This window comes from Thermosyntropha tengcongensis, from assembly GCF_055381335.1.
In genome coordinates this window covers 2,270,083-2,292,322 of sequence record NZ_AP042437.1, presented here as the reverse complement: position 1 = coordinate 2,292,322, position 22,240 = coordinate 2,270,083, and the positions used below count along the sequence as shown (strand labels likewise).

Below are 22,240 nucleotides of genomic sequence, written 5' to 3'. Positions count from 1 at the left end.
CTCTTGCCTATAAAATATTCTGTGGGAAAGATACCAACCCAATTAGCCATTGTCAGCTATATAGAGCAAAGCATTTACAATCGCTGCAGCTATATTGCTCCCTCCCCGTGTCCCCGTCAAAGTTATAAAGGGTACCCCAGCCTCCTTAACCATATCTTTAACTTCAGCTGCTCCCACAAAGCCCACAGGAACCCCTATGATGAACCTTGGGACTACGCCTTTTTTTATCAAACACAAAACTTCGTACATAGCGGTAGGTGAATTTCCTATTGCGACAATATTGCCATCAATCCAGCCGCTAAAAAGCCTCATCGCCAGCATAGCCCTTGTCTGGTGCAGATAAGAAGACATCCTTTCCACAATCTTTTCATCCACAAAACATTTAACAGTTCCTCCCCATTGGGAAAGCTTTTTGCTGTTAATTCCCACCATAACCATTTTTACATCCGTGATTATAGAACAGCCTTCCCGTATAGCCCTAACTGCTTCTTCAGCAGCATTTTCACTCCAGCAAATCATATCAGCTAAGGAAAGGTCACCTGCAGCGTGCACCACCCTTTTTACTATCTCCCGTTCATACAAAGGAAATGGCCGTTCCCCCAAAAGCTCGTCTATCATCTTTAAGCTTTTATTCGCTATACTTTGCGGATCAGTAATTATTTCCGGGTGATTCATCTATTCAGCCTCCATAGCTTCCTTAATTCTATCCCAGGCAATCTTGGCCAATTCTATATCCGCCCCCAAAGGCCTAGCCAATTTAACGCTCATTTCAGGCAGATCGCTTTTTATCTTCGCTATCATTTCAGGTATATCCCTAGTAACGTGTACGCCGCTAAAGAGAAACAGAGGCATTATTATCACATCACTTACTTTTTTATCCCTTAGTTTCGTTAAAACTTCCTCCAGGCTGGGATCGCTAAAACCCATAAAAGCGGTTTCCACTGTATCAAAACCTGAAATATCCTTTATATATTCCCCTAATTTGCGCATCTCCTCATTAGCCTCTCCTAGCCTGCTCCCATGTCCTAATACAACTATAGCCCTGCTCATTTTTCAAATACCTCCTTAACATATTCGATAACTTCATGTATCTCAGTAAATACACCTTCCTCATCCTCATCTGGCCGCTCCACAACTACGCACGGAATACCTGCGTCCAAAGCTGCCTGTATCTTTTCAGATACCCCGCCAGCAAATCCGCTCTCTTTAGTCACCAGCACCTCCGCATCAGTTTCCTTTAACAAGGCCTTTATAAGCTCACATGAATTAGGCCCCATCATGGCTATAATGTCCCGCATAGGTATATTGTTCTCCCTGCAAATATCAATAGCTTCAGACGTTGGCAAAACCTTTGCTATAATCCTCTGATAAGGCTTTTTTTCTTTTACAAACCATTCCAAATTCTTAGTCCCTATGGTTAAAAAGACAATATTCCCTAAAGAAAAAGCCAGCTTAGCCGCATCCTGCCATGACCTGGCCACCCTTATGAGAGAACTTTGGGGAAAATCTGTTTTTTTACGATAAAACCGCACATATTCTAATCCCATTAATCTGGCCTCATTCCTGGCCATCCTGGTTATCTCTGTCGCGAAAGGATGACTCGCATCTATTATCATATCAACACCATATTGCTCTATTATCTGCCTTAAGCGGGAAGGAGTAAGTTTCCCCCATACAGCGCGCACGTCCTTCCCTTCATCAACCATCTTTGCCCCATAAGGAGTTGCGTAGGAAACTACAACCCCATATCCAAGTGCTGCCAGTTTAGTAGCTAATTCCCTGGCCTCCCTTGTGCCTCCAATAACAAATATCATAGCCTATAACCCCTTGCATTAACCATGCGGTTGCCAATTATCTTCGTCTGGGAGTTACCCACAATGACAGTTGTATTCATGTCTATTTCTTCATTGGTAAAATCCTCAAGGGTGCTGATAGTGACTGCAAAATCGCTACCGCGCAGAGCGTTTCTGGCTATACCAACGGGAGTATCAGCTTTCCTGTGGCGTAAAAGCAATTCCCTCGCTCTGCCTATCTGCCAATTTCTTCCCCGGCTCTTTGGATTATAAAAAACGATAACCAAATCAGCCATAGCGGCAAAAACAATCTTTTTCTCGATCTCCTCCCAAGGAGTTAGCCTATCACTTAGGCTTATGGAAACATAATCATTCATAAGGGGTGCTCCCAAGAGGGAAGCAGCAGCCTGAGCAGCAGATACCCCGCAGACAATCTCTATCTCTAAATCCTCAGTTTCCCCAAGAAGCTCAAAAATAAGGCCTGCCATGCCGTAAATGCCAGGATCCCCACTGCTAACAACCGCCACATTGTAGCCTTGTTTTGCCCATCTAATCGCTTCCCAGCATCTTTCCTTCTCCTCTGTCATATTTCCCCTTATACAAATCTTATCTTTTATCATTTCCCCTATAAGATCCAAATACAATTTATATCCCACAACTACCTCGGACTTCTTCAATACCTCCACCGCTTTTAAAGTCATGTGTTCCCTATCTCCTGGTCCTATTCCCACCACCCATAACTTACCTCTCCTAAAGCTACGGTTATCCCTTTCAACTTCAGCTTGGGCAATATCAGCCTGCAATGTTTTGAAACCAAAAGACATGCTGGTTCGCAAACCCCATCCACTCCAATCTTATCCTTGACTACATCTGACTTTGCCAAACCAGGGTAATCCTCAAAAGCTTTCTTTATATCATTTAGAGATTGGCCAACAAGAGGTATGCCAAAAAAGGCTGCCGCCTCTATGAGAGCTGGCTCCTCTAGCTTAAAATCTATGGTAGCTAGGCAGCGCAAACTCTTTTCACTGCGCTTTACTAGGTTTAAAGCTTCCTTTAGCCCTATTATGACCTCCTGCGTCGCCACCCCTTTCCGGCAACCAATCCCCGCAACCAGCGAGCGCGGCCTTATGAATATATACTCATCTATTTCCAAGTCTTCCAAAACCCTGCTGGTTAATAAAACTAAAGGCCCTTTCCCTAACTTCACGCCATCAGCCAGCCTTTGTACCTTATATCCTTTTTGAGCCCAGCTGCTTGGTATATCAGGCAATTCCACATCATGTAAAAAGAGCACCTCTCCTTCATTCACAAGGCCCGCATTTATAGCCGCCAAGTTAGGCAAAGGCTCCAGCCAGGCTTTCCATTTCTTAGCCAGCACATCCACAGCTACTATTCCTTTCACATCCGTAGCGGTAGTGATAACCGGCATAAGCTTAAGCTTTTCCGCTATATTCCTCGCCAATTCATTCCCTCCGCCCAGATGGCCAGATATCAAGCTTATGGCATATTGTCCCCCTTCATCAACTACCACCACCGGCGGATCTTCAGCTTTACTCCTCAAGCAGCTTCCAAGTGCCCTAACCACAATGCCTGTCGCCATGACACATATTAAACCATCATAATGACGGTAGATCGAAGGTAAAAAGCTCATCACGCTTTCCCCAAACTGGACACAAAAATCTAATAGGGTTCCTTTTTTGGAAACTATTTTCGCAGGTACGAATATAACCGCTTCATCTTCCCTCAATACCTCTTTAATGCGAAGCGCCATTTCAAAGCCACCCTGCGTGATAGCTACTATAGCAATTTTCACTGTTTCCTTCCTCCATGGGAAAAGTCGGGATGGTACAATTTCGATCTGGTAAAACTTTCCCGCAAAAATGGACCTACCAAAATAAGGGCCTGGCTTTTTATGCCTTTATCCTTTACCTTTCCTGCTATGTTCCGCAAATCTCCCCAGATTATTTCCTGATCTTCCCAGCTGGCTTTTTTCACTACTGCTACAGGAGTGTCAACTGGATACCCAGATTTTAACCTTTCAGCAACCTCCTCGATATAATCCGTGCTTAAAAATAAGCACATACTTGCTCCATGCGCCGCTAGCTTATCCAGTGCTTCAGACTCTGGAACTGGGGTTCTGCCCGCAATCCTTGTGAGAATGATGGTTTGCGATACCTCCGGAACTGTATATTCCAGTTTGAGTGCAGCTGCAGCCGCTTGAAAAGAACTTACCCCAGGCACAATTTCACATGGTATCCCTTTAGCTTCCAAAGCTATAATCTGCTCCTTTATCGCCCCGTAGATGCTAGGATCGCCCGAATGCAGTCTAACCACTTTCTTCCCTGCTTTCGCTTTCGCTGTTATTATATGAACTATTTCCTCAAGTGTTAAATGCTGGCTGTCATACAATTCCGCATCTTCCCTGCAATATTCCAATACCTTCCTATTGATCAGCGAACCCGCATAAAAAACAACTTCTGCTCTTTTCAAAAAATTTAGCCCCTTAACAGTAATGAGCTCCGGATCTCCTGGCCCTGCCCCTATGAATACTACCGGTTCCATATTTTTATCACCATCCCAGTTCAAACTAATACAATCACTTTTTAGCTAGGATTAAAGTCAAATAATCAGCATCCCCGTCTATTTCCAATTCATGCAAAGCAGCGACCTTTTCATCCTTTAGCCCCAAATTCGATACCATATACCCTTTAGTAAAGCCATTTTCCTCCAGTATCACTTTCAATTCCCGGGAATAGCGTCCAGCTTTCAGCACCGCCACGCTTTCAGAACTGTTCAGCAAATGCTGCCTGCCTTTTATAGAAAGAGCAGGAGCTATTAATAGCGCTTCACTGCCGGAAGCCAGCACTTCATTTACACGCGCCGCAGCTGCTGAAACTGAACTTATGCCTGGTACTGTGCATACCTTTAAATCAGGATACCAGCTGCGCAGTTTATCCTTCACATAGCCATATGTGCTATAAAGCGCGGGATCTCCCAGGGTAAGGTAGGCCACATCTATTCCTAAAGCTAACCTATCCGCAATAGTGTTAGCAGCTTCTTCCCAGCATTTTTGCAGTATGTCATGATCACAGGTCATAGGAAAATTAAGAAAAACAATTTCAACTCCCTCTGGGAGGTACGCCCTGGCGATGTCAAGGGCCAAGCTTTTTCCTTTTCGGTCTTTTTCCGGCACACATACTACATTAACCTTTTTTAATATATTTATCGCCTTTACTGTAATGAGCTCAGGATCGCCAGGCCCAACCCCAATACCATAAAAAGTCCCCATTTTCATAAGCATATTCTCCTTATTTTCATAAATTAAGGAATCTAACCTTACTTTTTAGTTGCGGCTATCACATAAACCGGGTTAAGCGGGCGCGGCAAATGAAAATCTCCAACATTTTCCCAGCGGGTAACGGTTAGCGACACTATCTCCACATCTGCCAGTCTCGGCTCATCTTTCAGCCTTGCCCAAGCCTTCATAAAAGTTTCCAAAGTGACAGCATTTATAACCAACCTTCCCGCTTCTTTTAACGTTTCCAGCGCCCAGTCCAATATTTCACCAAACTTTCCCCCGCTTCCCCCTATGATAATCGCGTCGGCACTTTCAAAACCCTTTACGCACTCCGGGGCTTCGCCTTCCACAATTATCAAATTATCATTTGCCCAGCGCGAAACATTATGTTTAAGCACTCCCAGATGTTCTGGATCTTTTTCCACCGCATATACGCGCCCCATAAAAGCCATCCTGGAAGCTTGAATCGCTATCGATCCTGTGCCTGCACCCACATCATATACTACTGCATCAGCTGCCAATCTTGCCTTAGCTATGACTACTGCCCTAATCTCTTCTTTAGTCATGGGAACCCCAGCTTTTTTCAAAGCCTCATCAGGCAAACTATATGTATCAGTCAAAATTCTTTTCCTGCCGTCATCTTTGATGATCATAGTACAGGGCCCAAATTCAGTTTGCTCCTGCGCCAACTTTTTCAAGCTTGTCCTGGTTATCTTTTCCTTACAGGTGCCAAGCTCTTCAGCGACTACCGCTTCCGCATCCGGATAGCCTAGTGATAACAAATATTCAGCTATGCGCGCGGGGGAGTTATTAAAATCTGTCAAAATAACCTGTTTTTTCCCGGGACTAAATGCCCCCCTATGCAGCGGCCGACCATGCAGGCTAGTAAAGACTGCATCATCCCATTCCTCAGCTAACCGGCAAAACGCCAGCTGAAAAGAACTGATCCCCGGCACAACTTCAATTTCATATTTATAAAACCAATGCCTGATATTCTTAAGCAAGCTATAAAAACAAGGATCGCCGCCAAGCAGTACAGCAACCTTCTTGCCAAGCTCCAGCTGTTTCTCTATTAAACCGCGCAAGCTATCTATATCGCCACTTATCTCATATTTATTTCCCTGATGCTCTGGAAACATCTCCAGTACTTTCTTGGCCCCAAATAATACTTCTGCTTCATTTATCTTTTTTTCCGCAACAGGCAACAAATATTCCTTGCCTCCAGGCCCTGTCCCGACTACATAAAGCTTAGTTGGCACCCGTTTTTAATCCCCCAATCCTCAGCATACTTGTCTTTGCCAGCTATACTGCCATCCCTGTAAAGCATAATCATCCCTACCTCTAATCGATTTTCAGCGTATTCCCTGGCTTTTCTGCTAGCTATTTCTGCTATCTCATTTAACAAAAAGCCCATCCCCTCTTTTTCTATAATCCCACAGGCTGCCTCGACGGTAGGGGAAGCCAAAATTTCCCTTATCTTTTCCGCTTTAAGCCCCGCAGCCCCCGCATAAGCAGCCAGCACTTCCAATCTGGCATCAGCTACCTTGCTGTGGGTATTAAATATACCTCCCGCCAGTTTTATGAGCTTGCCTATATGTCCCACAAAAATCACTTCACTCATACCTAAGCGTGCGGACTCCAAAAGCATAAAGCCTACATAATTACTGCAAACAATAACCCTGGCTTCATTTATTCCCAGCTTTTCCTGCGCCCATCTGCTGCCCTGCCTGCCTGGAACCATTACTATACTTTCATATCCTTCATCTGCGGCCTGAACAAGGGGTATAACAAGCGCTTTCTTAAACGCATCGTCTGACATCGGTTCCACAATCCCTGTTGTCCCCAGTATAGAAATCCCCCCCACCACCCCTACCTTGGGATTCATTGTTTTCTGGGCAATTTTATCCCCTCCAGGCACAGATATTACCACCTTAAAATTTACCTTGTTTCCAGCGATTTCCCTAACTGATTCCTCTATCATCAGCCTGGGGACCTTATTGATAGCTGCTTCTCCGACTTTCAGCCCCAGGCCAGGTTTAGTTACCTTTCCTACTCCTTCCCCTCCTTCGATTACAAAGCCCTCCTCATTCGGACAGACAGCAGCCCATATCGTTATGCCATCTGTTACATCCGGGTCATCCCCCGCATCCTTGACTACTGCACAGGCTGCAACATCTTTTTTGACCCATCCTTCCTTAACTGTTACCGTAACCTTTTGCCCTCCTGGCAGCTGCACAGTCACTTTTTCGGGAACCTCTCCGGTAATAAAAGCTTTTGTCGCTGCCTTTGCTGCAGCTGCTGCACAGGTTCCAGTTGTCAACCCTCTTTTCCATAATCTTCCATCATGGGCTTTAAACCAAAATTCACGCCCATCCAAAACTTTTAAAACACCTCTCTTTCGAAACTTCACTTATACCCATCATAGAAGCGAGCTCTTCCATATTTCTTGGCACTCTCATGCTTTCCAAAAAAAGGCCTTTTTCTTTAAGCAGCAAAAAAAATCTGACCACATGCGGGAAACCTAGCTCAGCCTTAGCAAGCAACTCAGGATATTTGGAAAGTTCTGCAAAGTCGCCTTCCCATATTTTTTCGCCTTTATTGATCAATATAAAATAGTCAGCCCATGACCAAGCCAAATCTATATCATGAGTAGACATAACAATCGTAGTACCTTCAGCTACCAGGCATTCTAAAGCCTCAAAAAAAGAAGTGGCTCCTTTGTGATCAAGGCCTGCTGTAGGCTCATCCAGCAAAATCACTTCCGGCTTCATCGCCAGCACCCCCGCTAAAGCCACCCGCTGTTTTTGGCCAAAACTAAGCTCATGAACTACTTGTTCTCGCATTCCCAGCATGCCTACTGCTGACAAAGCCTCCTCCACCCTCTCCCTTACCTTACCCGGCGAAAATCCTAAATTAGTTGGCCCATAAGCTACATCCTGGGCAACCAGCGGACATATGAGATTAACATCCGGATTCTGCATAACTATTCCCACTTTTGTTCTGAACTCTTTTAGCTCATTGCGGGAAAAGCCAATTTTCTTCCCTTTAAAAAATACTTCCCCTTCCTGCGGTTTTAGCAAACCACACATGACATAGAGCAAAGTTGTCTTACCCGCCCCATTGGGCCCCAGTATGACAATCTTCTTGCCTTTTGGAAGGTCAAGAGTAATTTTTGAGATCACATATTCCCTGTCATATTTAAAGCCTACTCCTCTTAAACCCATTATTGCCCAATCATTATTCATCGATATCCTTCCCCTATAACATGTAAAAATCAATTTGGTACAAGCTATTACACGCCTCCTAACACCTTGCTGAGCACAACAACAAGAGCCCCTGACCCCCATATGGCTGCCAAGCGAAAAAAATTCAACGGTTGATAAAGCTCAACCACAGGTATCTTGGCCTCTACCCCCCGAGCCTCAACTACTGTCTTCATTTCCTGATAGCGCGCCATACTGGCCCTAAACAGCCCAAAAACAAGCAAAACTACTGACCTTAAGGACTGCCTAAAGCCCACATATCCTAAACGAAGGTACTCAGCCCTAACTATCCTTTCTCCCACTTCCAACAAAATCGCGATAATTCTATAGCTAATGTAAATTATTTCGCAAAGTATCCCTTTAGCACCTATCCCTTGAAAAGCAGAAACTAATTCTAAAACAGGCGTGCTGAGTGCCAAAAAAGTTAACGCTCCTATCATTATCATTGTTCTAATCCCTACTTCTGAGGCAGCACGCAGGCTGTAAGATGTTATCCCCCAATTTGTCATGCCTATTTTAAAGCTTAACAAACAAGTATCAGCGGGATTAAAAACAAGCGCGATGCCTACCAGGCTAAAAACCAAAAACCCTGCTGGCAGTATGTAAATTTTCAGGTAATCAGATAACCTCACCCCTCCTTTTATCGTCAGGAAAAATACTATAAGCCACAGCACAAACTGCAGAATAAGCTGAGATAAATAAAAGCACAAGATCATAACAACCAATGCCAGGCTTAATTTTTCTAAGGGATGATAGTCCCGCCAGTAACTTTTCCAGGCATAGCTTTCAATCAGCATCTCTATTTCCTCTCACCTTATATCCCACATAATAGCCAATCACGCCTGCTCCTAAAGCTGCCTGCAGAGCAAACAAAAGGCTCTCAATTTCCCCGCTGGGAGGCTCAAACAGCGGTTCAAACCAGACCTCATAATTAGGCGCTACTTCTCCCACTACCTCTTCAGCCTTAGAATCAGCGCCTCCAAAAACTTCCTCCCCATTGCTATTAACTAGCCATAAAGGCACAATACATATTAAAACTATCAGCACCAAAATCAATGCTTTCGTTTTAAGCGACAACATCACCCTTTTCCCCCTCTGCCAGTACTCCAATCAAAGAAAGCTCCTCACGGCCATATTTAATCAGCATATCAAAAACTAAAACACTTACAAACCCTTCCACCACCGCTAACGGGATCTGAGTCACGGCAAATATCGAGCCAAATTTAGCAAATGAAGCCCATAAACCTCCTACTGGATCAGGGAAAGCCAAGGCCAGCTGCATAGAAGTGACAACATAGGTAAACAAATCTCCCAAGCATGCTGCTAAAAACACATTTACTGTCCAGGGCAAGCGCAATTTCTGCCCCGCCTTGTAAACAAGATAAGCCACCACAGGCCCAGCAATCGCCATAGAAAAGGTGTTAGCCCCCAAAGTAGTCAACCCCCCATGCGCTAGCAGCAAAGCCTGAAAAACAAGAACTATCAATCCTAGTACCGCGACAACTGAAGGCCCAAATAGTATAGTAGCCAGCCCAGTGCCTGTAGGATGCGAGCAGCTCCCTGTTACAGAAGGCAATTTAAGGGCAGAAAGCACAAAGATAAAAGCTGCCCCAAAACCCACTAACATCTTAGTTTCTGGATATTCCTGAACCATCTTTTTTATCTTGCTCGCTCCATAAGCCACGACGGGCGCAGCTGCTGCAGCCCATAAGGCACAATGTTCAGAAGGCAAAAAACCTTCCATAATATGCATGATAAACAACCTCCCCTATATTTTTAAAACTCGCGAAAAATAATATGCCTCCGACTCAGCCAGCGAGACGGAGGCACCTTACAGGCACAAATATCCCCACCTCCCTTTTACCCGTCCTCGCAGGCCTTAAAGGGTACAGCAACTGGCAGGTCTCCTGGCTCGGGTTCATCGAATCACGCACCTTCCCAGGAATCCCCAGTGGCATTCTACGCAATCCATCCCCCTCACAGTGGCGGGACCGCACCGGATTTTCACCGGTTTCCCTTTTAAGCCCAGCACAAAACTGGGCACCAGTTGCCTTACTCAATTAAAATCAAACTATATTTTACAACCTAAAAATTTTTTATACAAAAATATTATACCTAATTATTGAGCAAGAGTAAAAAATTATGATGCATAAAATTAAAATCTTATCAATATTCTATACCTGGTTGAGAAGTTATCCCCTGTTTATAATGATGTTTTACCTCCATAACTTCACTTACCATATCCGCCCTTTCAATAATCCCAGGCGGAGCGTAACGTCCTGTTAGAACCATTGTAACATGTTCAGGTTTTAGGTCTATAAGCTCCAGGACATCACTTTCTTTTAAAAGACCAAAACTTACAGCCACATTTATTTCATCTAAAATAACTAGTTCATAGCTGCCATCTTTTAAAATCTCTCTAGCCAGTTCCAAGCCTTTTTCCGCCAACTCCACATCTTCACGACGCGGTGTCCCTTTTCTCACAAAAGAAGACATCCCTCTCTGAACCAATGTAAAATTGGGAAAAAAACGAGCAGCTTGAATCTCTCCGTACTCCCCTCCACCTTTCATAAACTGAATCATGTACACTTTTTTACCATGCCCCAAACACCTAAAAGCCAGCCCTAACGCCGCAGTAGTTTTGCCCTTCCCATTTCCTGTATATACCATCACCAACCCTTTTTTCACCCAGGTTCCTCCTTCTTGGTCTTTATTTATACCTTTATGCAAAATCCATACCACCTTTCAGACCAAGAAGCAGCTTTATTTTTCCCACCTGCTCTTCGATATTTTGCCCGATTATAGTCACCACCTGCTAATTTTTTAGCATTTCTTGCGACATATCCTCCATTTCAATCCCTAGTATTTTCATTTTATATTGGAGAGTCTGCCGTGGTATGCCTAGCATTTTGGCAGCTTTGCTCACAGTGCCATGCGCTTTTTTCAACGCCCTGCGTATAAGCTCTGCTTCCATAGCCTGCAAAAAACTTCGCAAATCCTGATCCCAATCTATCTCTTCAAGATTTATTTCTTTATCGCTTATTTCGTAAGCATTCTTTAGAATATATTCTGGCAAATCTTGCAGCTGAATAAATTTTCCGTCGCAGAAATTAGCCGCGTATTCTATGACTCCCCGCAGCTCCCTTATATTCCCCGGCCACTGATAATTCATCAATACTCCCTCAACCTCACGGCTTATCCCTTGGATATCCTTGCCCAGCTGACGATTAAACTGGCTAATAAAAGACTTTACCAAAAGCGGTATGTCCTCCATCCTTTCCCGGAGAGGGGGCAACCTCAAGCTCATAACATTAAGCCGATAAAATAGATCCGGCCTTAGCAGCTTTTTCTCCAGCGCTTCCTGAGGTTCCACATTGGTAGCGCTCATAACACGCACATCCACCTTTCTCACCTTATTATCACCTATGCGCCGCACATAGCCTTCCTGCAAAAAACGTAACAGTTTAGCCTGCAGATCAAAGCGCAGACAAGTAATCTCATCTAAAAACAACGTCCCGCCATCAGCCAATTCAACAAGGCCTGGCCTATTTTCCGCTCCTGTAAAACTTCCTTTCACCGTGCCAAACAAAATAGCTTCCATGAGATTTTCTGGCAAAGCGGCACAATTTTGAGCAATAAAAGGTCCTTTCCGTCGTGGGCTAGCATTGTGGATTGCCTGGACTAACAACTCTTTTCCCGTTCCAGTTTCCCCATAGACAAAAATAGGGAAATTGCCGCGCGCCGCTTTTAGCATCTTTTCTTTTATTTCTTTTATCGTCATTGATTCGCCTATAATATCATCAAAAGTATAATATGCCTCTTCATTTACGGATAAATTTTTATCCAGTTTTCGATATGCTTTAACTTCCTCACGAAGGCCAATGACTTTTTCCATCAAATCTTTTATTTCCGAAAGATCTTTTGATATATCAACAGCCCCCCGTATTTCCCCATCAATAATTACGGGAATGGTGCTGGTATAGAGATAAAACTTGCGCCCATGCAAATTCATTATCTCCTGTTCCTGCTTAAGGCTAGGCTTACCAGTACGCAAAACTTTCAATATGGTGCTTCCTTCTTCTGACAACGAGGGGAACATCTCTAGAACATGCTTGCCAATGGCATCCTCCTGCGCTATCCCATCAATGCGCGAAGCTGCTTCATTATAGTATATGGTGTACCCATCACGATCTGTAACCTGAATCCCCCAGTCCAGGTTCTCTAAAATAATTTCAAGCACTTTGCGGTAAAACGCTTCTGTCGGCTGGCCTGCATCCCCTTTTTGATCTTCTCTAGACATTAAGACACCCCCATAGTTTAAAACAGTTATGCCACTGTGACTGTTTATAAAAACTCACAGGAGCTCTGCTGTTTGTAAGTTTAAAAAACGTTTTCCCTCCATAAACAGCAGAACCTATGAAAACATTTTTGTCACTTTTAACTTTTCCTCTCTCCACCACAATTCCTCAGCAAATTATCCTAAAAAGATTCAAAAAAGCCCATTCGAGATTTTACCAAAACCATATAAATCCTTGCATTTAAAACTGAAATAAAGAATTAAGCTATTTAATTTAATAATATAATCGTTTAAATACTTAGATTTTTATAGCAAATTGTTATATAAAAGCCCCTATAAACTTCCTAAAAACACCGGCAATTAATAAAAATAACTACCTTTTAAATTCACCTAGCCTACTAGTGGGAACAACCTTAGCACCACAGGAATAAACAAAAAGCCAGAAATGCTTATATCAAATGATATGATTACCTGCCACACACAAAAATGCACCATTTTACATAGTTACATAAGCCTATGTATTTTTTCATCTATTTAAAACTACTCAATATATCTTTTTTATTCAAAACAACTTACCTAAATAGAGCAAATATTTGTAATTTTATCCATTTTTGTACAAAAATTTACATCTCAGACGCAAAAACCGACAATCCTTTTATTAATATATTTTATCACATAACTCATAAGACTAAATAACCAAGCATAAAAAAATAAAACTTTTTAAAAAATTTTGACTTTAAGGCAAATAGTCACCATGCACATCTCCTTTTCACAATCCCTGTAATCAACTATAAAAAACCTGAAAATCCTCTTAAACTTGAGCAAAAACAACTTCCACACAACCTATGACAAGTCATGTGGAAGCCTCCAATCTAAAAATAATTATATAAGCTCATTTCCCAGCAGTTTTTTGTTAAAAAGCTGGTTATGGAATCAACCCTTTGCCTGTTCCGCAGCCGCTTCATTCACAATAGGCACCAGCCTCGTTTTATACTTGACTTTATAGATAATAAACAGTAAGACGAACAAAGGCAGCCCAAGATAAAGGCTCAAACGTGCGGCTGGATCAAAATACTGTCCAATCATTACAAAAACAATTACAATTATGGATATAATAGGTCCAGCTGGATAAAAGCGAGCCCTGTACTTCAGGTCTTCCAAACGATACCCCTGAGCTTTGTACCACTTGCGGAACCGGTAATGGCTTACTGCAATACCCAACCATGCGATCAAACCAGCCAGACCAGAAGCGGAAAGCAGAGCTACATAAACAGTATCTTCAGCATACAAACCTGAAAATAGGCTAAAAGCTGCAATTATCATTGTAAACAATACCGCTATTACCGGAACCCCGCGGCTGTTAGTTTTGCCCAAACTCTTAGGTGCCTTACCTTCTTTAGACATTGCCCACAGCATACGGCTAGCAGCATACAATCCCGAATTGCCACATGACAAGGCCGAGGTAAGTATTACAAAATTGACGATGTCATCTGCATAAGGGATGCCTGCCTTTTTAAATATAAGCGTAAACAAACTTACTTCTACCCCTGCCTGATTCCAGGGAATAATAGCCGCCATCACAAAGAGCGATCCCATATAAAACAGCAATATTCGGTAAAATACGGTATTAATAGCTTTGGGTACATTCTTTTCCGGCTCTTCGCATTCACCTGCCGCTATACCTATCAGCTCAGTTCCCTGAAACGAAAAGGCTGCCACAAAGACAATCAGTGCTATGGCCCATCCTCCCTTGGGGAATAACCCTCCATAATCCACATAGTTTTTCACCCCATAGGTATGTCCGCCTACTAATCCTAAAATCATAGCCAAGCCTACTAATATAAAAGTTATGATTAGCACTACCTTAAGTCCAGCAAACCAGTATTCAGCTTCACCATAAGCCCTTGCTGATAACAGATTAAGGCCTAAGAGCAAAGCTCCGAAAACAAAACACCACACAACTACAGGGACATCCGGATACCAATATTTCATTAAAATCCCGGCAGCTACCAACTCTACTCCCACCGTTATCGCCCAGTTAAACCAGTAATTCCATCCCAAAGCAAAACCAAACGCCGGATCCACAAATTTAGTCGCGTAGGTTTCAAAAGAACCAGATACTGGCATATAGGTGCTCATTTCCCCTAACCCTGTCATCAAAAAATAAATCATTATGCCCAGTACACCATACGCAACTAGAACTCCTCCTGGGCCAGCCTGTTCTAACGAGTAGCCAGTAGCCAGGAACAACCCTGTCCCAATCGCCCCGCCTATTGCTATCATGTTAAGGTGGCGGGTTTTCATACTCCTTTTTAGTTCTCCTTCATGATTTAAAGCCATCTTATAATTCCTCCCCCTGATATTCTTGCTCACAAAAATGCTTTGCTGTAAAATACTAGGTGGTGGGCACCGCATTTTAGAAAATGCAGACTTCAGTTCCAGCGTAAATGACTAATTACGCCATTTATACACCCCCTTTCGGTAGTTACAGCTTATTAAAAAGATTACAAAAACTGGTTTTGCTAAAACTGACTTAAGGTCTTCCTCATGTAGACAAAGTTTCCAACCAGTGACTTTTGTTTTCTTTCCTTTTGAACTTCCTTAAAATTCCTTATTGGCATTCTTTTTATTTTAAATCAATGGTTAAACTAGCCTCTGTCTTGTCCAAAACTTCTTCAAGTGAACTATGCGGTGCCACCTCTTTTAAGAACAGCTTCCCCGCACGCACTTCTATTACCGCTAGCTCTGTAACTATTAAATCTACCACTTTTCTTTCTGTTAATGGATAGCTGCATTTCTTTACTATCTTGGCCTTTCCATCTTTAGTGGTATGTTCCATGGCCACTATAAGCCTCTTGGCTCCAGTCGCCAAATCCATAGCTCCACCCATTCCTGCGATCATTTTCCCCGGAACCATCCAGTTAGCCAGGTTACCTTCCTCATCTACCTGCAAGCCTCCCAGTACGGTAACGTCAAGATGTCCCCCGCGCACGATGGAAAAAGAAAGGGAAGAATCAATAGTAGCTGCTCCTGGCACCAAACTTATCGGCTCTACTCCCGCATTCACTATGTCCGGATCTTCTGCCCCGCTAGCTGGCCTTGGCCCTGCACCAACAAAGCCATTCTCCACATGGAATATTACTTCCACATCAGCAGGGATATAATTCGCAACCAACGTTGGCAGGCCGATCCCCAAATTCACCAGCATACCAGGTTTTAACTCTTTGGCCACCCTTGCTGCGATATACTCTTTAGCATTCATCATTTATCCCCCCTTTTGGCCAGCACCATATAGTCCACAAAAATCCCTGGTGTATGAACATAATCGGGATTAATTTCCCCTGCTGGCACAATCTCATCGACTTCTACGATCACAGTCTCTGCTGCCATTGCCATTATGGGATTAAAATTACGCGCTGCATATCTGTAGATAAGATTACCTTTTTCATCCGCCTTATGAGCTTTAAGCAAAGCTACATCAGCACGCAAAGGCTTTTCCAACAGATAAAGCTGCCCGTCTATTTCTATGCGCGGTTTGCCTTCTTCCACAACTGTTCCCAACCCCGTCTTTACTAAAACGCCTCCTAAACCTGCTCCACCAGCCCTAATCCTTTCTGCCAACGTTCCCTGGGGCACAAATTCAGCCTCCATTTCCCCTGCCAACATCTGCTGTTGAGCTTCCGGATTAGTCCCACAATGGGAAAATATAGCTTTTTTAACCATACGATGATGTACTAGGCGACCTACTCCCTCATCAGGCCGACCCATGTCATTACATATTACAGTCAGATCTTTGACCCCTTTATCTACCAAAGCATCCATCAGTCCAGGAGGAGTCCCTACACATATAAATCCACCTACCATTATCTGCATCCCATCTTTTACTAAATCCGCAGCTTCTTTGAAGCCAATCACCTTGCAGCCCATAGCCATTCACCTCACTTCTTAAGTCGCAAAATCTCTCTTGCTTCATCAGGAGTCGCTATTTCCCTTCCATACTCTTTAGCAATTTTCCTTATCCTTTCTACTAATTCCCAACTGCCTTTAGCCAATACCCCTTTTGAGAAATAGATATTGTCTTCCAGCCCCGTACGCACATGCCCTCCTAATACAATCCCCAACATGTTCATCATGAGCTGATACCTTCCTACCCCAGCTACAGACCAGGTGCTGCCTTGAGGTATGCTTTCCACCAGGAAAAGGAGGCTTTTAGCGGTAGCAGGCATTCCTCCTGGCACTCCTAGCACAAAATCAAAGTGTAAAGGCTCATCAAGTAGACCTTTTTTTACCAGAGCTACAGCATTATATACCATCCCACTGTCAAAAACCTCGATTTCAGGCTTAACCCCATTTTCCTTCATTTTTTTGGCAAAAATCTCAATATCGCGCGGGTGATTAAAAAATACATCATCTCCAAAATTCACTGTTCCCGTGCTAAGTGAGGCCATTTCAGGAGCCAGGTCAACAGGCTGTAACCTCTCCTCAGGGGTCATCCCTACTGCTCCCCCCGTTGAGACCTGTATTATGACATCAGGCACTTTATCCTTTATCGCTTCTATAGCTTTCTTAAAATATTCGCGATTTTGAGTTGGCCGCCCCTGTTCATCACGCACATGCAGATGGATTATGGAAGCCCCATTTTCCCTGCATCTCGCTGCTTCATCAGCAATTTCCTGCGGCGTAATCGGCAAATAAGGGGTTTGTTCCCTAGTTACCTCTGCCCCTACAATAGCTGCTGTTATTATCAAAGGAGTCATAACTAACCCTCCTCTCTCTTAAAGCGCTGGCATTCCTTAGGAGTCACGCAGGTGCCAACTGCTCGACACACTATAATAGGTTCAGCTAAAATCTCGCACGCGGAGGGCTGTTCCGGCAAATTCATATTCTGGATAACCTTGCGCGCTAAAAATTCCATCTTCCGGGATGTATTGCCAACTTTTGTTATGCGTCCCAAAGCTTCTATATAATCACCTGCGCGCACTGGATTTACAAACTCAATCTGTTCATAAGCCTTGAACAAGCCTTCATCACCATCATGCTGTATCAACAATTCTGTGGCCACATCGCCAAACAACTTAAGCACAAAAGCTCCGTCTACTAAACCTCCTGCATAATGTACATTTTCTTCGGATACCCTGATTCTTATCATGGCATCCCATTCACCATACCACTTAATGGCTCTTCAACCTCCTTTTTCTTTAATAACTCATCAACAATAAATGAGGCGACATCTTCCGCGTAAGTCCCTGGTCCAAAACCTGCGTCATATCCTAATTCTTTAGCCAATTCATGACTGATCCTAGGGCCTCCAACCGCCAGAATAAACCTGTCTCTAAGTCCTTCTGCCTCCAGAAGGTCTATAAGCTTAGTTAACTGCTGTATATGGATATTTTTTTGAGTAACTACCTGCGATACTAAAATAGCGTCAGCATTAACCTCTACCGCTTTTCTTATCAGCTCTTCACACGGCACCTGGGCTCCCATGTTATAAACCCTGAATCCGTGATAGCTTTCAAGGCCTTTATGCCCGTTGTATCCCTTCATGTTCAAAATCGCATCTATCCCTACTGTATGGGCGTCTGACTCTATGCAAGCCCCTACCACAACTACTTCCCTTCCCAGCTGTTCTTCAACCATCTTAACAATCTCTTGTTTTGAATAAACTGTGACATCAACTTTGGGAACTACTATTTTGGTAAAGTCAACGGTATGATTTACTGCTCCATAAACTACAAAAAAGCTAAAACCTTCTCCCAAATCTTTCATGTATACTACCTGGGGATCCTCCATACCCATTTTCTCACAAAGGAGCCTTGCCGCTTCCTGCGCCTCATCTGAGGCAGGCACTGGCAAGGTAAATGATACCTGTACCTTGCCATCTCCCAGAGTATCACCATAAGGCTTTATCCTTGTCAGATCAACCTCTATCAACATCCTCACTCCCTTCCCTGAAAAATATCTATAAATGGATTGAGGTAGTCAGGTTCTTTAGCTACCACTCCATCCAAACCTTTGCCTCCATCCGGGCTGCGCGCAATGTCAGCAAACATGCCGCGGGCAATAGCTTCCATAAGGCCAATCTCCAGAACCTCTTCCAGCATCTGAACAGCCTTATCCAATACCTCGTCAGCCCTTTTCTGCAATCTTCCATTAGGCTTAAATAGGAGCTCTTCACTCAAATGCCTCATGGCTGTGAAAATCATTCTATAAGACTCAAGGCTCAAGTAGCGATCCTGAATAAAAGGGGTGTGGATAGCTTCTGTAAGCATCCCCAGCAGATGAATACTCTGGTTGGTCATCATAGAAACCACATTAAACATCGCATCCTGTACATGGCCGCGGAATATATTCCCGGTCATGTATTTGGTAGGCGGCATATATTTTATAGGCGCCCTGGGGAATAACTGCCTTACCAGTTGGGCTTGAGCAAGTTCCCATAAAAAGCTGTCTTCTATTTCGGGATTAATTTCCATAGCATGGCCAAGGCCCATCAATTCTTCCTTAAGTCCGGATAAAAATGCGAATTGCTCATTTATGAATTGCGAAACTATTACTGTGTGGGCTGCTTCGTATGCGTCAGCGGTTGTAAGATAGTTGTCTTCCCCGGTGTTTATGATGATCCCAGCATATGCATTTATCATGCGGGAAAAATATTGATCCACAAAGGTACGCTTCATGTTTATATCGCGGAAGATGATGCCATACATGGAATCATTGAGCATGACATCTAAGCGTTCCAAAGCTCCCATAGCGGCAATTTCTGGCATACATAAACCTGAGGCATAATTGGTCAGCCTTATATAGCGCCCTACTTCTTCTGCCACTTCATCCAGCGCTTGCCGCATTACGCGGAAATTGGCCTGTGTGGCATAAGTTCCTCCGAATCCCTCAGTAGTTATGCCATAAGGAACATAATCAAGGAGGCTCTGTCCAGTAGTGCGGATAACCGCTATTATATCCGCCCCTTGCCGCACAGCTGAACGTGCCTGAACAGTATCCTCATAGATATTACCACTCGCAACAATTACATAAGCATAAGGCTGAGGCGGGTCTCCAAGCCTCGCAATCATCTCTTCTCTCTTTTTCCTGCTGGCATCTATCTTCTTAGCCCCTTCCTGGCATATCTCAAACGCCTTTTCTATAATGGCCCCTTCATCTTTAGGCGGCAAACTAGCGATATTAAGAGTACCTTCTGCCAATTTTTCCGCTATTTCCTGGGGAGTAAGCCCAGTATGAAGCGCGGCATTCGCTATATGATAGGCAACTCCCTTGCCTAAGACCTTCTCTTCTTTTAAATGATCCACTATTACATTAGGCAGAGGGATACCATCTTCATTTACTCCATCTACTCCCATAAGCCTTGCAACACTTCTCTCCACAGTAGTGGTAGTGTTAATAGCAATCAAATCTGTATAAACCCGGGATACTATTTCCCTGGCCAGCTCCCGTGCCTTTTTTACCTTTTCCTGATCAACCTGAAGTTTGTCCATAACCAGACACCTCTTTCACAGCTGTATTCTTGCCAAAACATCAATTACTGGTATTTCAGGAATGCGCTCTTTAACAGCGCAAGCTAATTGCTCAGGTTTTGCTACTTTAGCAGAGCTCCAGGGATTAACAGTTACTGCTAATAGCCTAAAATGTTTGCGCACATAAATCCCCCCGCTCCGCCGCTGATAATTCCTCATCAAAACCTTATCCACAAAAATTGAAAATGGCGAATCTACAACAATGGTCGGGAAACATTTATTTTTATTTAAAGCCCTGATTAACCTGTCTGTAACAGCGCCTTTCAAATATAATGCCTCTGTCCCCGGGGGGAGGGAGGCTACAAAGCCTTCTTCCTCCCCTATAACCAAATCCTCTCCTGTTTCCTGCCACCTACCCTCTTTTAGGTAAGCAACTTTTTCCGGTACTTCATCCCTCCATAAAGGAAGTCTCAGCAGGTTTACATAGTGATAAGTCATCTCCACAACTTCCTCTATTTGAGGAGCCAGTGCCATACCTGTAGACAAAATAAGCCCTTCTATGTGCTCAGGATCTACTGCGCCCCTTCTGTCTAAAGCTCCATCCACTAATACCAAATCGCTTCCATGCCCTATTAATCTCTTAACACCGTATCCTACCGCACTTTTTTTTGAAGGCCCTGCTACTTGAAGCCTTACATCTTCCATAGCTTCCACTATAGCCAGAGTTCCATACTGCAAATGGCTTTTAATCACAACTTCCCTTATTTCCAGCTGAGGGAGAGCCTCTTTCGCAAATCCCAAGTAAGTAAGGACCAAGCTCCCTTTAGGGGCTATAATAGGCGGCTTAGGGTTTAAAAAAACCGCATCTTTTTCTTCACCATCCCTGCCAATTGACGTGATTCCTAGTTTTATGCCTTCTTGAGCCGCTTCAGCTATAATGTGAGTCAAAACCTCTGTTTTCCCCGCATTCTTAACGGTTCCCAATACCGCCACAGTCCTTAAGCCTGCATCCTTAATTAAAGGGAGAAAATGTACATCTTCGCTTGTAATTTTTTTAAGTCTAGGCATAGAGCTGGCTGAACATTTCATAAAGTTTGGCACTCTCCCTCAGAAGACTCAGCGATATTTCTGCATGCCCTTTTGTATAGCCATTTCCAATTATCATGATTACATCTTTGCCTATACCTTCAGCACCTAAAGCTGCTCTGGTAAAACTAGTCGCCATACTGAAGAAATAGATAACCCCTTCGTCACGGGTGGCTAAAATAGATGCCAGTTCAGTACCTTCAATATTTACAGTATTAATTACTACATCACATAATTTCCCATCAGTTACTTTTTCTACTTCCTTAAGCACAAATACCGCATCACGCGCATCGCCCTGGATTATATGATCACACACTCCTAACTCTTTAGCCCTTGCTACCCCTTCATCAGAATATTCGAGGGCGATAACCTTGCCTGTTATCCCAGCTCTTCGCCTTGCCTCATACAAGCATAAGAGGCCAGATTTTCCTCCTCCTCCGATAACCATAACTGTATCGCCAGGCTTTACTAATTTAGCAGTCTGCGCTGGCGCTCCCGCCACATCCAAAACAGCCAAAGCCAATTTTTGCGGCATATCATCAGGCAATTTTGCGTAAATCCCACTTTCAAAAAGTATGGCCTTTCCTTCAATTTCTACCTGATCCGTCTCCAGATGTACCTTCTTGATTTTTTCAATATAGAGCGGTGTGAGGGACAAAGAAACTAAGCTCGCAATCTTGTCTCCTTCTTTAAGAGGAATTTTCTTGACATCTTTCAAATAACTCCCTATTTTGGCTACTGTACCTATGAACATCCCACCTGAGCCAGTAACCGGATTGTGCTGCTTTCCTCTCTCTCCTACAGTTTTCAAAATAATCTGGGCTATTTTTTCCGGATCTCCATCTGCTTCTTCTTTAATCTGAGTGAAAGAAGCTGAATCGATATTCAACACTTCAACATTAACCAAAATCTCATTATCATACACAACATCCATCCGGTTATCAACCTTCCATGCTGGCTGCGGCAAAGCTCCTTTCGGCTCAATTACACGGTGTGTACCATAGGGGCATCCCATCGTCATACAAACCTCTCCT

General features: G+C 43.6%; 24 protein-coding genes and 1 riboswitch. All 24 genes read right to left on the bottom strand.

What is annotated here, in order from left to right; genetic code table 11:
- Nucleotides 1-42: 42 nt before the first annotated feature.
- Nucleotides 43-675 carry a precorrin-8X methylmutase gene (locus tag ACZ42E_RS11220; RefSeq protein WP_464892390.1) on the bottom strand — a complete coding sequence of 211 codons (633 nt, stop codon included), beginning with the start codon at nt 673-675 and terminating at the stop codon, nt 43-45.
- Nucleotides 676-1,050 carry a sirohydrochlorin chelatase gene (locus tag ACZ42E_RS11215; protein ID WP_464892389.1) on the bottom strand — a complete coding sequence of 125 codons (375 nt, stop codon included), beginning with the start codon at nt 1,048-1,050 and terminating at the stop codon, nt 676-678.
- Nucleotides 1,047-1,814 carry a precorrin-6A reductase gene (gene cobK / locus ACZ42E_RS11210; RefSeq protein WP_464892388.1) on the bottom strand — a complete coding sequence of 256 codons (768 nt, stop codon included), beginning with the start codon at nt 1,812-1,814 and terminating at the stop codon, nt 1,047-1,049. The genes ACZ42E_RS11215 and cobK overlap by 4 nt, the downstream gene beginning before the upstream one ends.
- Nucleotides 1,811-2,524, bottom strand: coding sequence for a precorrin-3B C(17)-methyltransferase (cobJ, locus tag ACZ42E_RS11205; RefSeq protein ID WP_464892387.1), 714 nt, complete (start codon nt 2,522-2,524; stop codon nt 1,811-1,813). Before cobJ ends, cobK begins: the two co-directional genes overlap by 4 nt.
- Nucleotides 2,515-3,606 carry a cobalt-precorrin 5A hydrolase gene (locus ACZ42E_RS11200; protein WP_464892386.1) on the bottom strand — a complete coding sequence of 364 codons (1,092 nt, stop codon included), beginning with the start codon at nt 3,604-3,606 and terminating at the stop codon, nt 2,515-2,517. Before ACZ42E_RS11200 ends, cobJ begins: the two co-directional genes overlap by 10 nt.
- Nucleotides 3,603-4,355 (bottom strand): precorrin-4 C(11)-methyltransferase, encoded by a 753-nt coding sequence (gene cobM, locus ACZ42E_RS11195; RefSeq protein ID WP_464893538.1) that lies wholly within the window; start codon nt 4,353-4,355, stop codon nt 3,603-3,605. The genes ACZ42E_RS11200 and cobM overlap by 4 nt, the downstream gene beginning before the upstream one ends.
- Nucleotides 4,356-4,389: 34 nt before the next feature.
- Nucleotides 4,390-5,088, bottom strand: a complete 699-nt coding sequence (gene cobI / locus ACZ42E_RS11190; protein WP_464892385.1) for a precorrin-2 C(20)-methyltransferase — start codon at nt 5,086-5,088, stop codon at nt 4,390-4,392.
- A 41-nt stretch (nt 5,089-5,129) separates the two neighbouring features.
- Nucleotides 5,130-6,350 carry a precorrin-6y C5,15-methyltransferase (decarboxylating) subunit CbiE gene (gene cbiE, locus ACZ42E_RS11185; RefSeq protein WP_464892384.1) on the bottom strand — a complete coding sequence of 407 codons (1,221 nt, stop codon included), beginning with the start codon at nt 6,348-6,350 and terminating at the stop codon, nt 5,130-5,132.
- Complete coding sequence (cbiD, locus tag ACZ42E_RS11180) at nt 6,329-7,468, bottom strand: cobalt-precorrin-5B (C(1))-methyltransferase CbiD (protein ID WP_464892383.1); 1,140 nt, start codon at nt 7,466-7,468, stop codon at nt 6,329-6,331. Before cbiD ends, cbiE begins: the two co-directional genes overlap by 22 nt.
- Nucleotides 7,455-8,336: an energy-coupling factor ABC transporter ATP-binding protein gene (locus tag ACZ42E_RS11175; RefSeq protein WP_464892382.1), complete on the bottom strand. Its 882-nt coding sequence runs from the start codon at nt 8,334-8,336 to the stop codon at nt 7,455-7,457. The genes cbiD and ACZ42E_RS11175 overlap by 14 nt, the downstream gene beginning before the upstream one ends.
- A 47-nt stretch (nt 8,337-8,383) precedes the next feature.
- Nucleotides 8,384-9,151 (bottom strand): cobalt ECF transporter T component CbiQ, encoded by a 768-nt coding sequence (gene cbiQ / locus ACZ42E_RS11170; protein WP_464892381.1) that lies wholly within the window; start codon nt 9,149-9,151, stop codon nt 8,384-8,386.
- The gene (locus ACZ42E_RS11165; protein WP_464892380.1) at nt 9,141-9,434 is read right to left on the bottom strand and encodes an energy-coupling factor ABC transporter substrate-binding protein; all 294 of its coding nucleotides are present in this window, start codon (nt 9,432-9,434) and stop codon (nt 9,141-9,143) included. The genes cbiQ and ACZ42E_RS11165 overlap by 11 nt, the downstream gene beginning before the upstream one ends.
- Nucleotides 9,421-10,107: an energy-coupling factor ABC transporter permease gene (locus ACZ42E_RS11160; protein WP_464892379.1), complete on the bottom strand. Its 687-nt coding sequence runs from the start codon at nt 10,105-10,107 to the stop codon at nt 9,421-9,423. Before ACZ42E_RS11160 ends, ACZ42E_RS11165 begins: the two co-directional genes overlap by 14 nt.
- Nucleotides 10,108-10,234: 127 nt before the next feature.
- A riboswitch (cobalamin riboswitch) is annotated at nt 10,235-10,417 on the bottom strand.
- A 103-nt stretch (nt 10,418-10,520) separates the two neighbouring features.
- Nucleotides 10,521-11,042, bottom strand: a complete 522-nt coding sequence (gene cobO / locus ACZ42E_RS11155; protein ID WP_464892378.1) for a cob(I)yrinic acid a,c-diamide adenosyltransferase — start codon at nt 11,040-11,042, stop codon at nt 10,521-10,523.
- 127 nt (nt 11,043-11,169) lie between these two features.
- Nucleotides 11,170-12,654, bottom strand: coding sequence for a sigma-54 interaction domain-containing protein (locus tag ACZ42E_RS11150; RefSeq protein ID WP_464892377.1), 1,485 nt, complete (start codon nt 12,652-12,654; stop codon nt 11,170-11,172).
- Between the two features lie 930 nt (nt 12,655-13,584).
- On the bottom strand, nt 13,585-14,991 hold the full coding sequence (locus ACZ42E_RS11145; protein WP_464892376.1) for an amino acid permease: 1,407 nt from the start codon (nt 14,989-14,991) through the stop codon (nt 13,585-13,587).
- 286 nt (nt 14,992-15,277) lie between these two features.
- Nucleotides 15,278-15,913: a 3-oxoacid CoA-transferase subunit B gene (locus ACZ42E_RS11140; RefSeq protein ID WP_464893537.1), complete on the bottom strand. Its 636-nt coding sequence runs from the start codon at nt 15,911-15,913 to the stop codon at nt 15,278-15,280.
- Nucleotides 15,913-16,584 carry a CoA transferase subunit A gene (locus tag ACZ42E_RS11135; protein ID WP_464892375.1) on the bottom strand — a complete coding sequence of 224 codons (672 nt, stop codon included), beginning with the start codon at nt 16,582-16,584 and terminating at the stop codon, nt 15,913-15,915. Before ACZ42E_RS11135 ends, ACZ42E_RS11140 begins: the two co-directional genes overlap by 1 nt.
- 5 nt (nt 16,585-16,589) lie before the next feature.
- The gene (kce, locus tag ACZ42E_RS11130; RefSeq protein WP_464892374.1) at nt 16,590-17,408 is read right to left on the bottom strand and encodes a 3-keto-5-aminohexanoate cleavage enzyme; all 819 of its coding nucleotides are present in this window, start codon (nt 17,406-17,408) and stop codon (nt 16,590-16,592) included.
- A 2-nt stretch (nt 17,409-17,410) separates the two neighbouring features.
- Nucleotides 17,411-17,800, bottom strand: a complete 390-nt coding sequence (gene kal, locus ACZ42E_RS11125) for a 3-aminobutyryl-CoA ammonia lyase (RefSeq protein ID WP_464892373.1) — start codon at nt 17,798-17,800, stop codon at nt 17,411-17,413.
- Nucleotides 17,797-18,585: a lysine 5,6-aminomutase subunit beta gene (kamE, locus tag ACZ42E_RS11120; RefSeq protein ID WP_464892372.1), complete on the bottom strand. Its 789-nt coding sequence runs from the start codon at nt 18,583-18,585 to the stop codon at nt 17,797-17,799. Before kamE ends, kal begins: the two co-directional genes overlap by 4 nt.
- Before the next feature lie 2 nt (nt 18,586-18,587).
- Nucleotides 18,588-20,141 carry a lysine 5,6-aminomutase subunit alpha gene (gene kamD, locus ACZ42E_RS11115; RefSeq protein ID WP_464892371.1) on the bottom strand — a complete coding sequence of 518 codons (1,554 nt, stop codon included), beginning with the start codon at nt 20,139-20,141 and terminating at the stop codon, nt 18,588-18,590.
- A 15-nt stretch (nt 20,142-20,156) separates the two neighbouring features.
- Complete coding sequence (gene kamB / locus ACZ42E_RS11110) at nt 20,157-21,188, bottom strand: lysine 5,6-aminomutase reactivase subunit KamB (RefSeq protein WP_464892370.1); 1,032 nt, start codon at nt 21,186-21,188, stop codon at nt 20,157-20,159.
- Complete coding sequence (kdd, locus tag ACZ42E_RS11105) at nt 21,181-22,227, bottom strand: L-erythro-3,5-diaminohexanoate dehydrogenase (protein WP_464892369.1); 1,047 nt, start codon at nt 22,225-22,227, stop codon at nt 21,181-21,183. The genes kamB and kdd overlap by 8 nt, the downstream gene beginning before the upstream one ends.
- Nucleotides 22,228-22,240: the final 13 nt, after the last annotated feature.

Bases quoted from the DNA above. Each gene is read 5' to 3' on its own strand.
- cbiQ (WP_464892381.1), bottom strand. From the start codon at position 9,151: ATGCTGATTGAAAGCTATGCCTGGAAAAGTTACTGGCGGGACTATCAT.
- ACZ42E_RS11175 (WP_464892382.1), bottom strand. From the start codon at position 8,336: ATGAATAATGATTGGGCAATAATGGGTTTAAGAGGAGTAGGCTTTAAA.
- ACZ42E_RS11140 (WP_464893537.1), bottom strand. From the start codon at position 15,913: ATGAATGCTAAAGAGTATATCGCAGCAAGGGTGGCCAAAGAGTTAAAA.
- kamD (WP_464892371.1), bottom strand. From the start codon at position 20,141: ATGGACAAACTTCAGGTTGATCAGGAAAAGGTAAAAAAGGCACGGGAG.
- ACZ42E_RS11220 (WP_464892390.1), bottom strand. From the start codon at position 675: ATGAATCACCCGGAAATAATTACTGATCCGCAAAGTATAGCGAATAAA.
- kdd (WP_464892369.1), bottom strand. From the start codon at position 22,227: ATGACGATGGGATGCCCCTATGGTACACACCGTGTAATTGAGCCGAAA.
- kce (WP_464892374.1), bottom strand. From the start codon at position 17,408: ATGACTCCTTTGATAATAACAGCAGCTATTGTAGGGGCAGAGGTAACT.
- ACZ42E_RS11215 (WP_464892389.1), bottom strand. From the start codon at position 1,050: ATGAGCAGGGCTATAGTTGTATTAGGACATGGGAGCAGGCTAGGAGAG.
- cobK (WP_464892388.1), bottom strand. From the start codon at position 1,814: ATGATATTTGTTATTGGAGGCACAAGGGAGGCCAGGGAATTAGCTACT.
- ACZ42E_RS11145 (WP_464892376.1), bottom strand. From the start codon at position 14,991: ATGGCTTTAAATCATGAAGGAGAACTAAAAAGGAGTATGAAAACCCGC.
- kamE (WP_464892372.1), bottom strand. From the start codon at position 18,585: ATGTTGATAGAGGTTGATCTGACAAGGATAAAGCCTTATGGTGATACT.
- kal (WP_464892373.1), bottom strand. From the start codon at position 17,800: ATGATAAGAATCAGGGTATCCGAAGAAAATGTACATTATGCAGGAGGT.
- ACZ42E_RS11135 (WP_464892375.1), bottom strand. From the start codon at position 16,584: ATGGCTATGGGCTGCAAGGTGATTGGCTTCAAAGAAGCTGCGGATTTA.
- kamB (WP_464892370.1), bottom strand. From the start codon at position 21,188: ATGCCTAGACTTAAAAAAATTACAAGCGAAGATGTACATTTTCTCCCT.
- ACZ42E_RS11150 (WP_464892377.1), bottom strand. From the start codon at position 12,654: ATGTCTAGAGAAGATCAAAAAGGGGATGCAGGCCAGCCGACAGAAGCG.
- cobI (WP_464892385.1), bottom strand. From the start codon at position 5,088: ATGAAAATGGGGACTTTTTATGGTATTGGGGTTGGGCCTGGCGATCCT.
- ACZ42E_RS11160 (WP_464892379.1), bottom strand. From the start codon at position 10,107: ATGCATATTATGGAAGGTTTTTTGCCTTCTGAACATTGTGCCTTATGG.
- ACZ42E_RS11165 (WP_464892380.1), bottom strand. From the start codon at position 9,434: ATGTTGTCGCTTAAAACGAAAGCATTGATTTTGGTGCTGATAGTTTTA.
- cobM (WP_464893538.1), bottom strand. From the start codon at position 4,355: ATGGAACCGGTAGTATTCATAGGGGCAGGGCCAGGAGATCCGGAGCTC.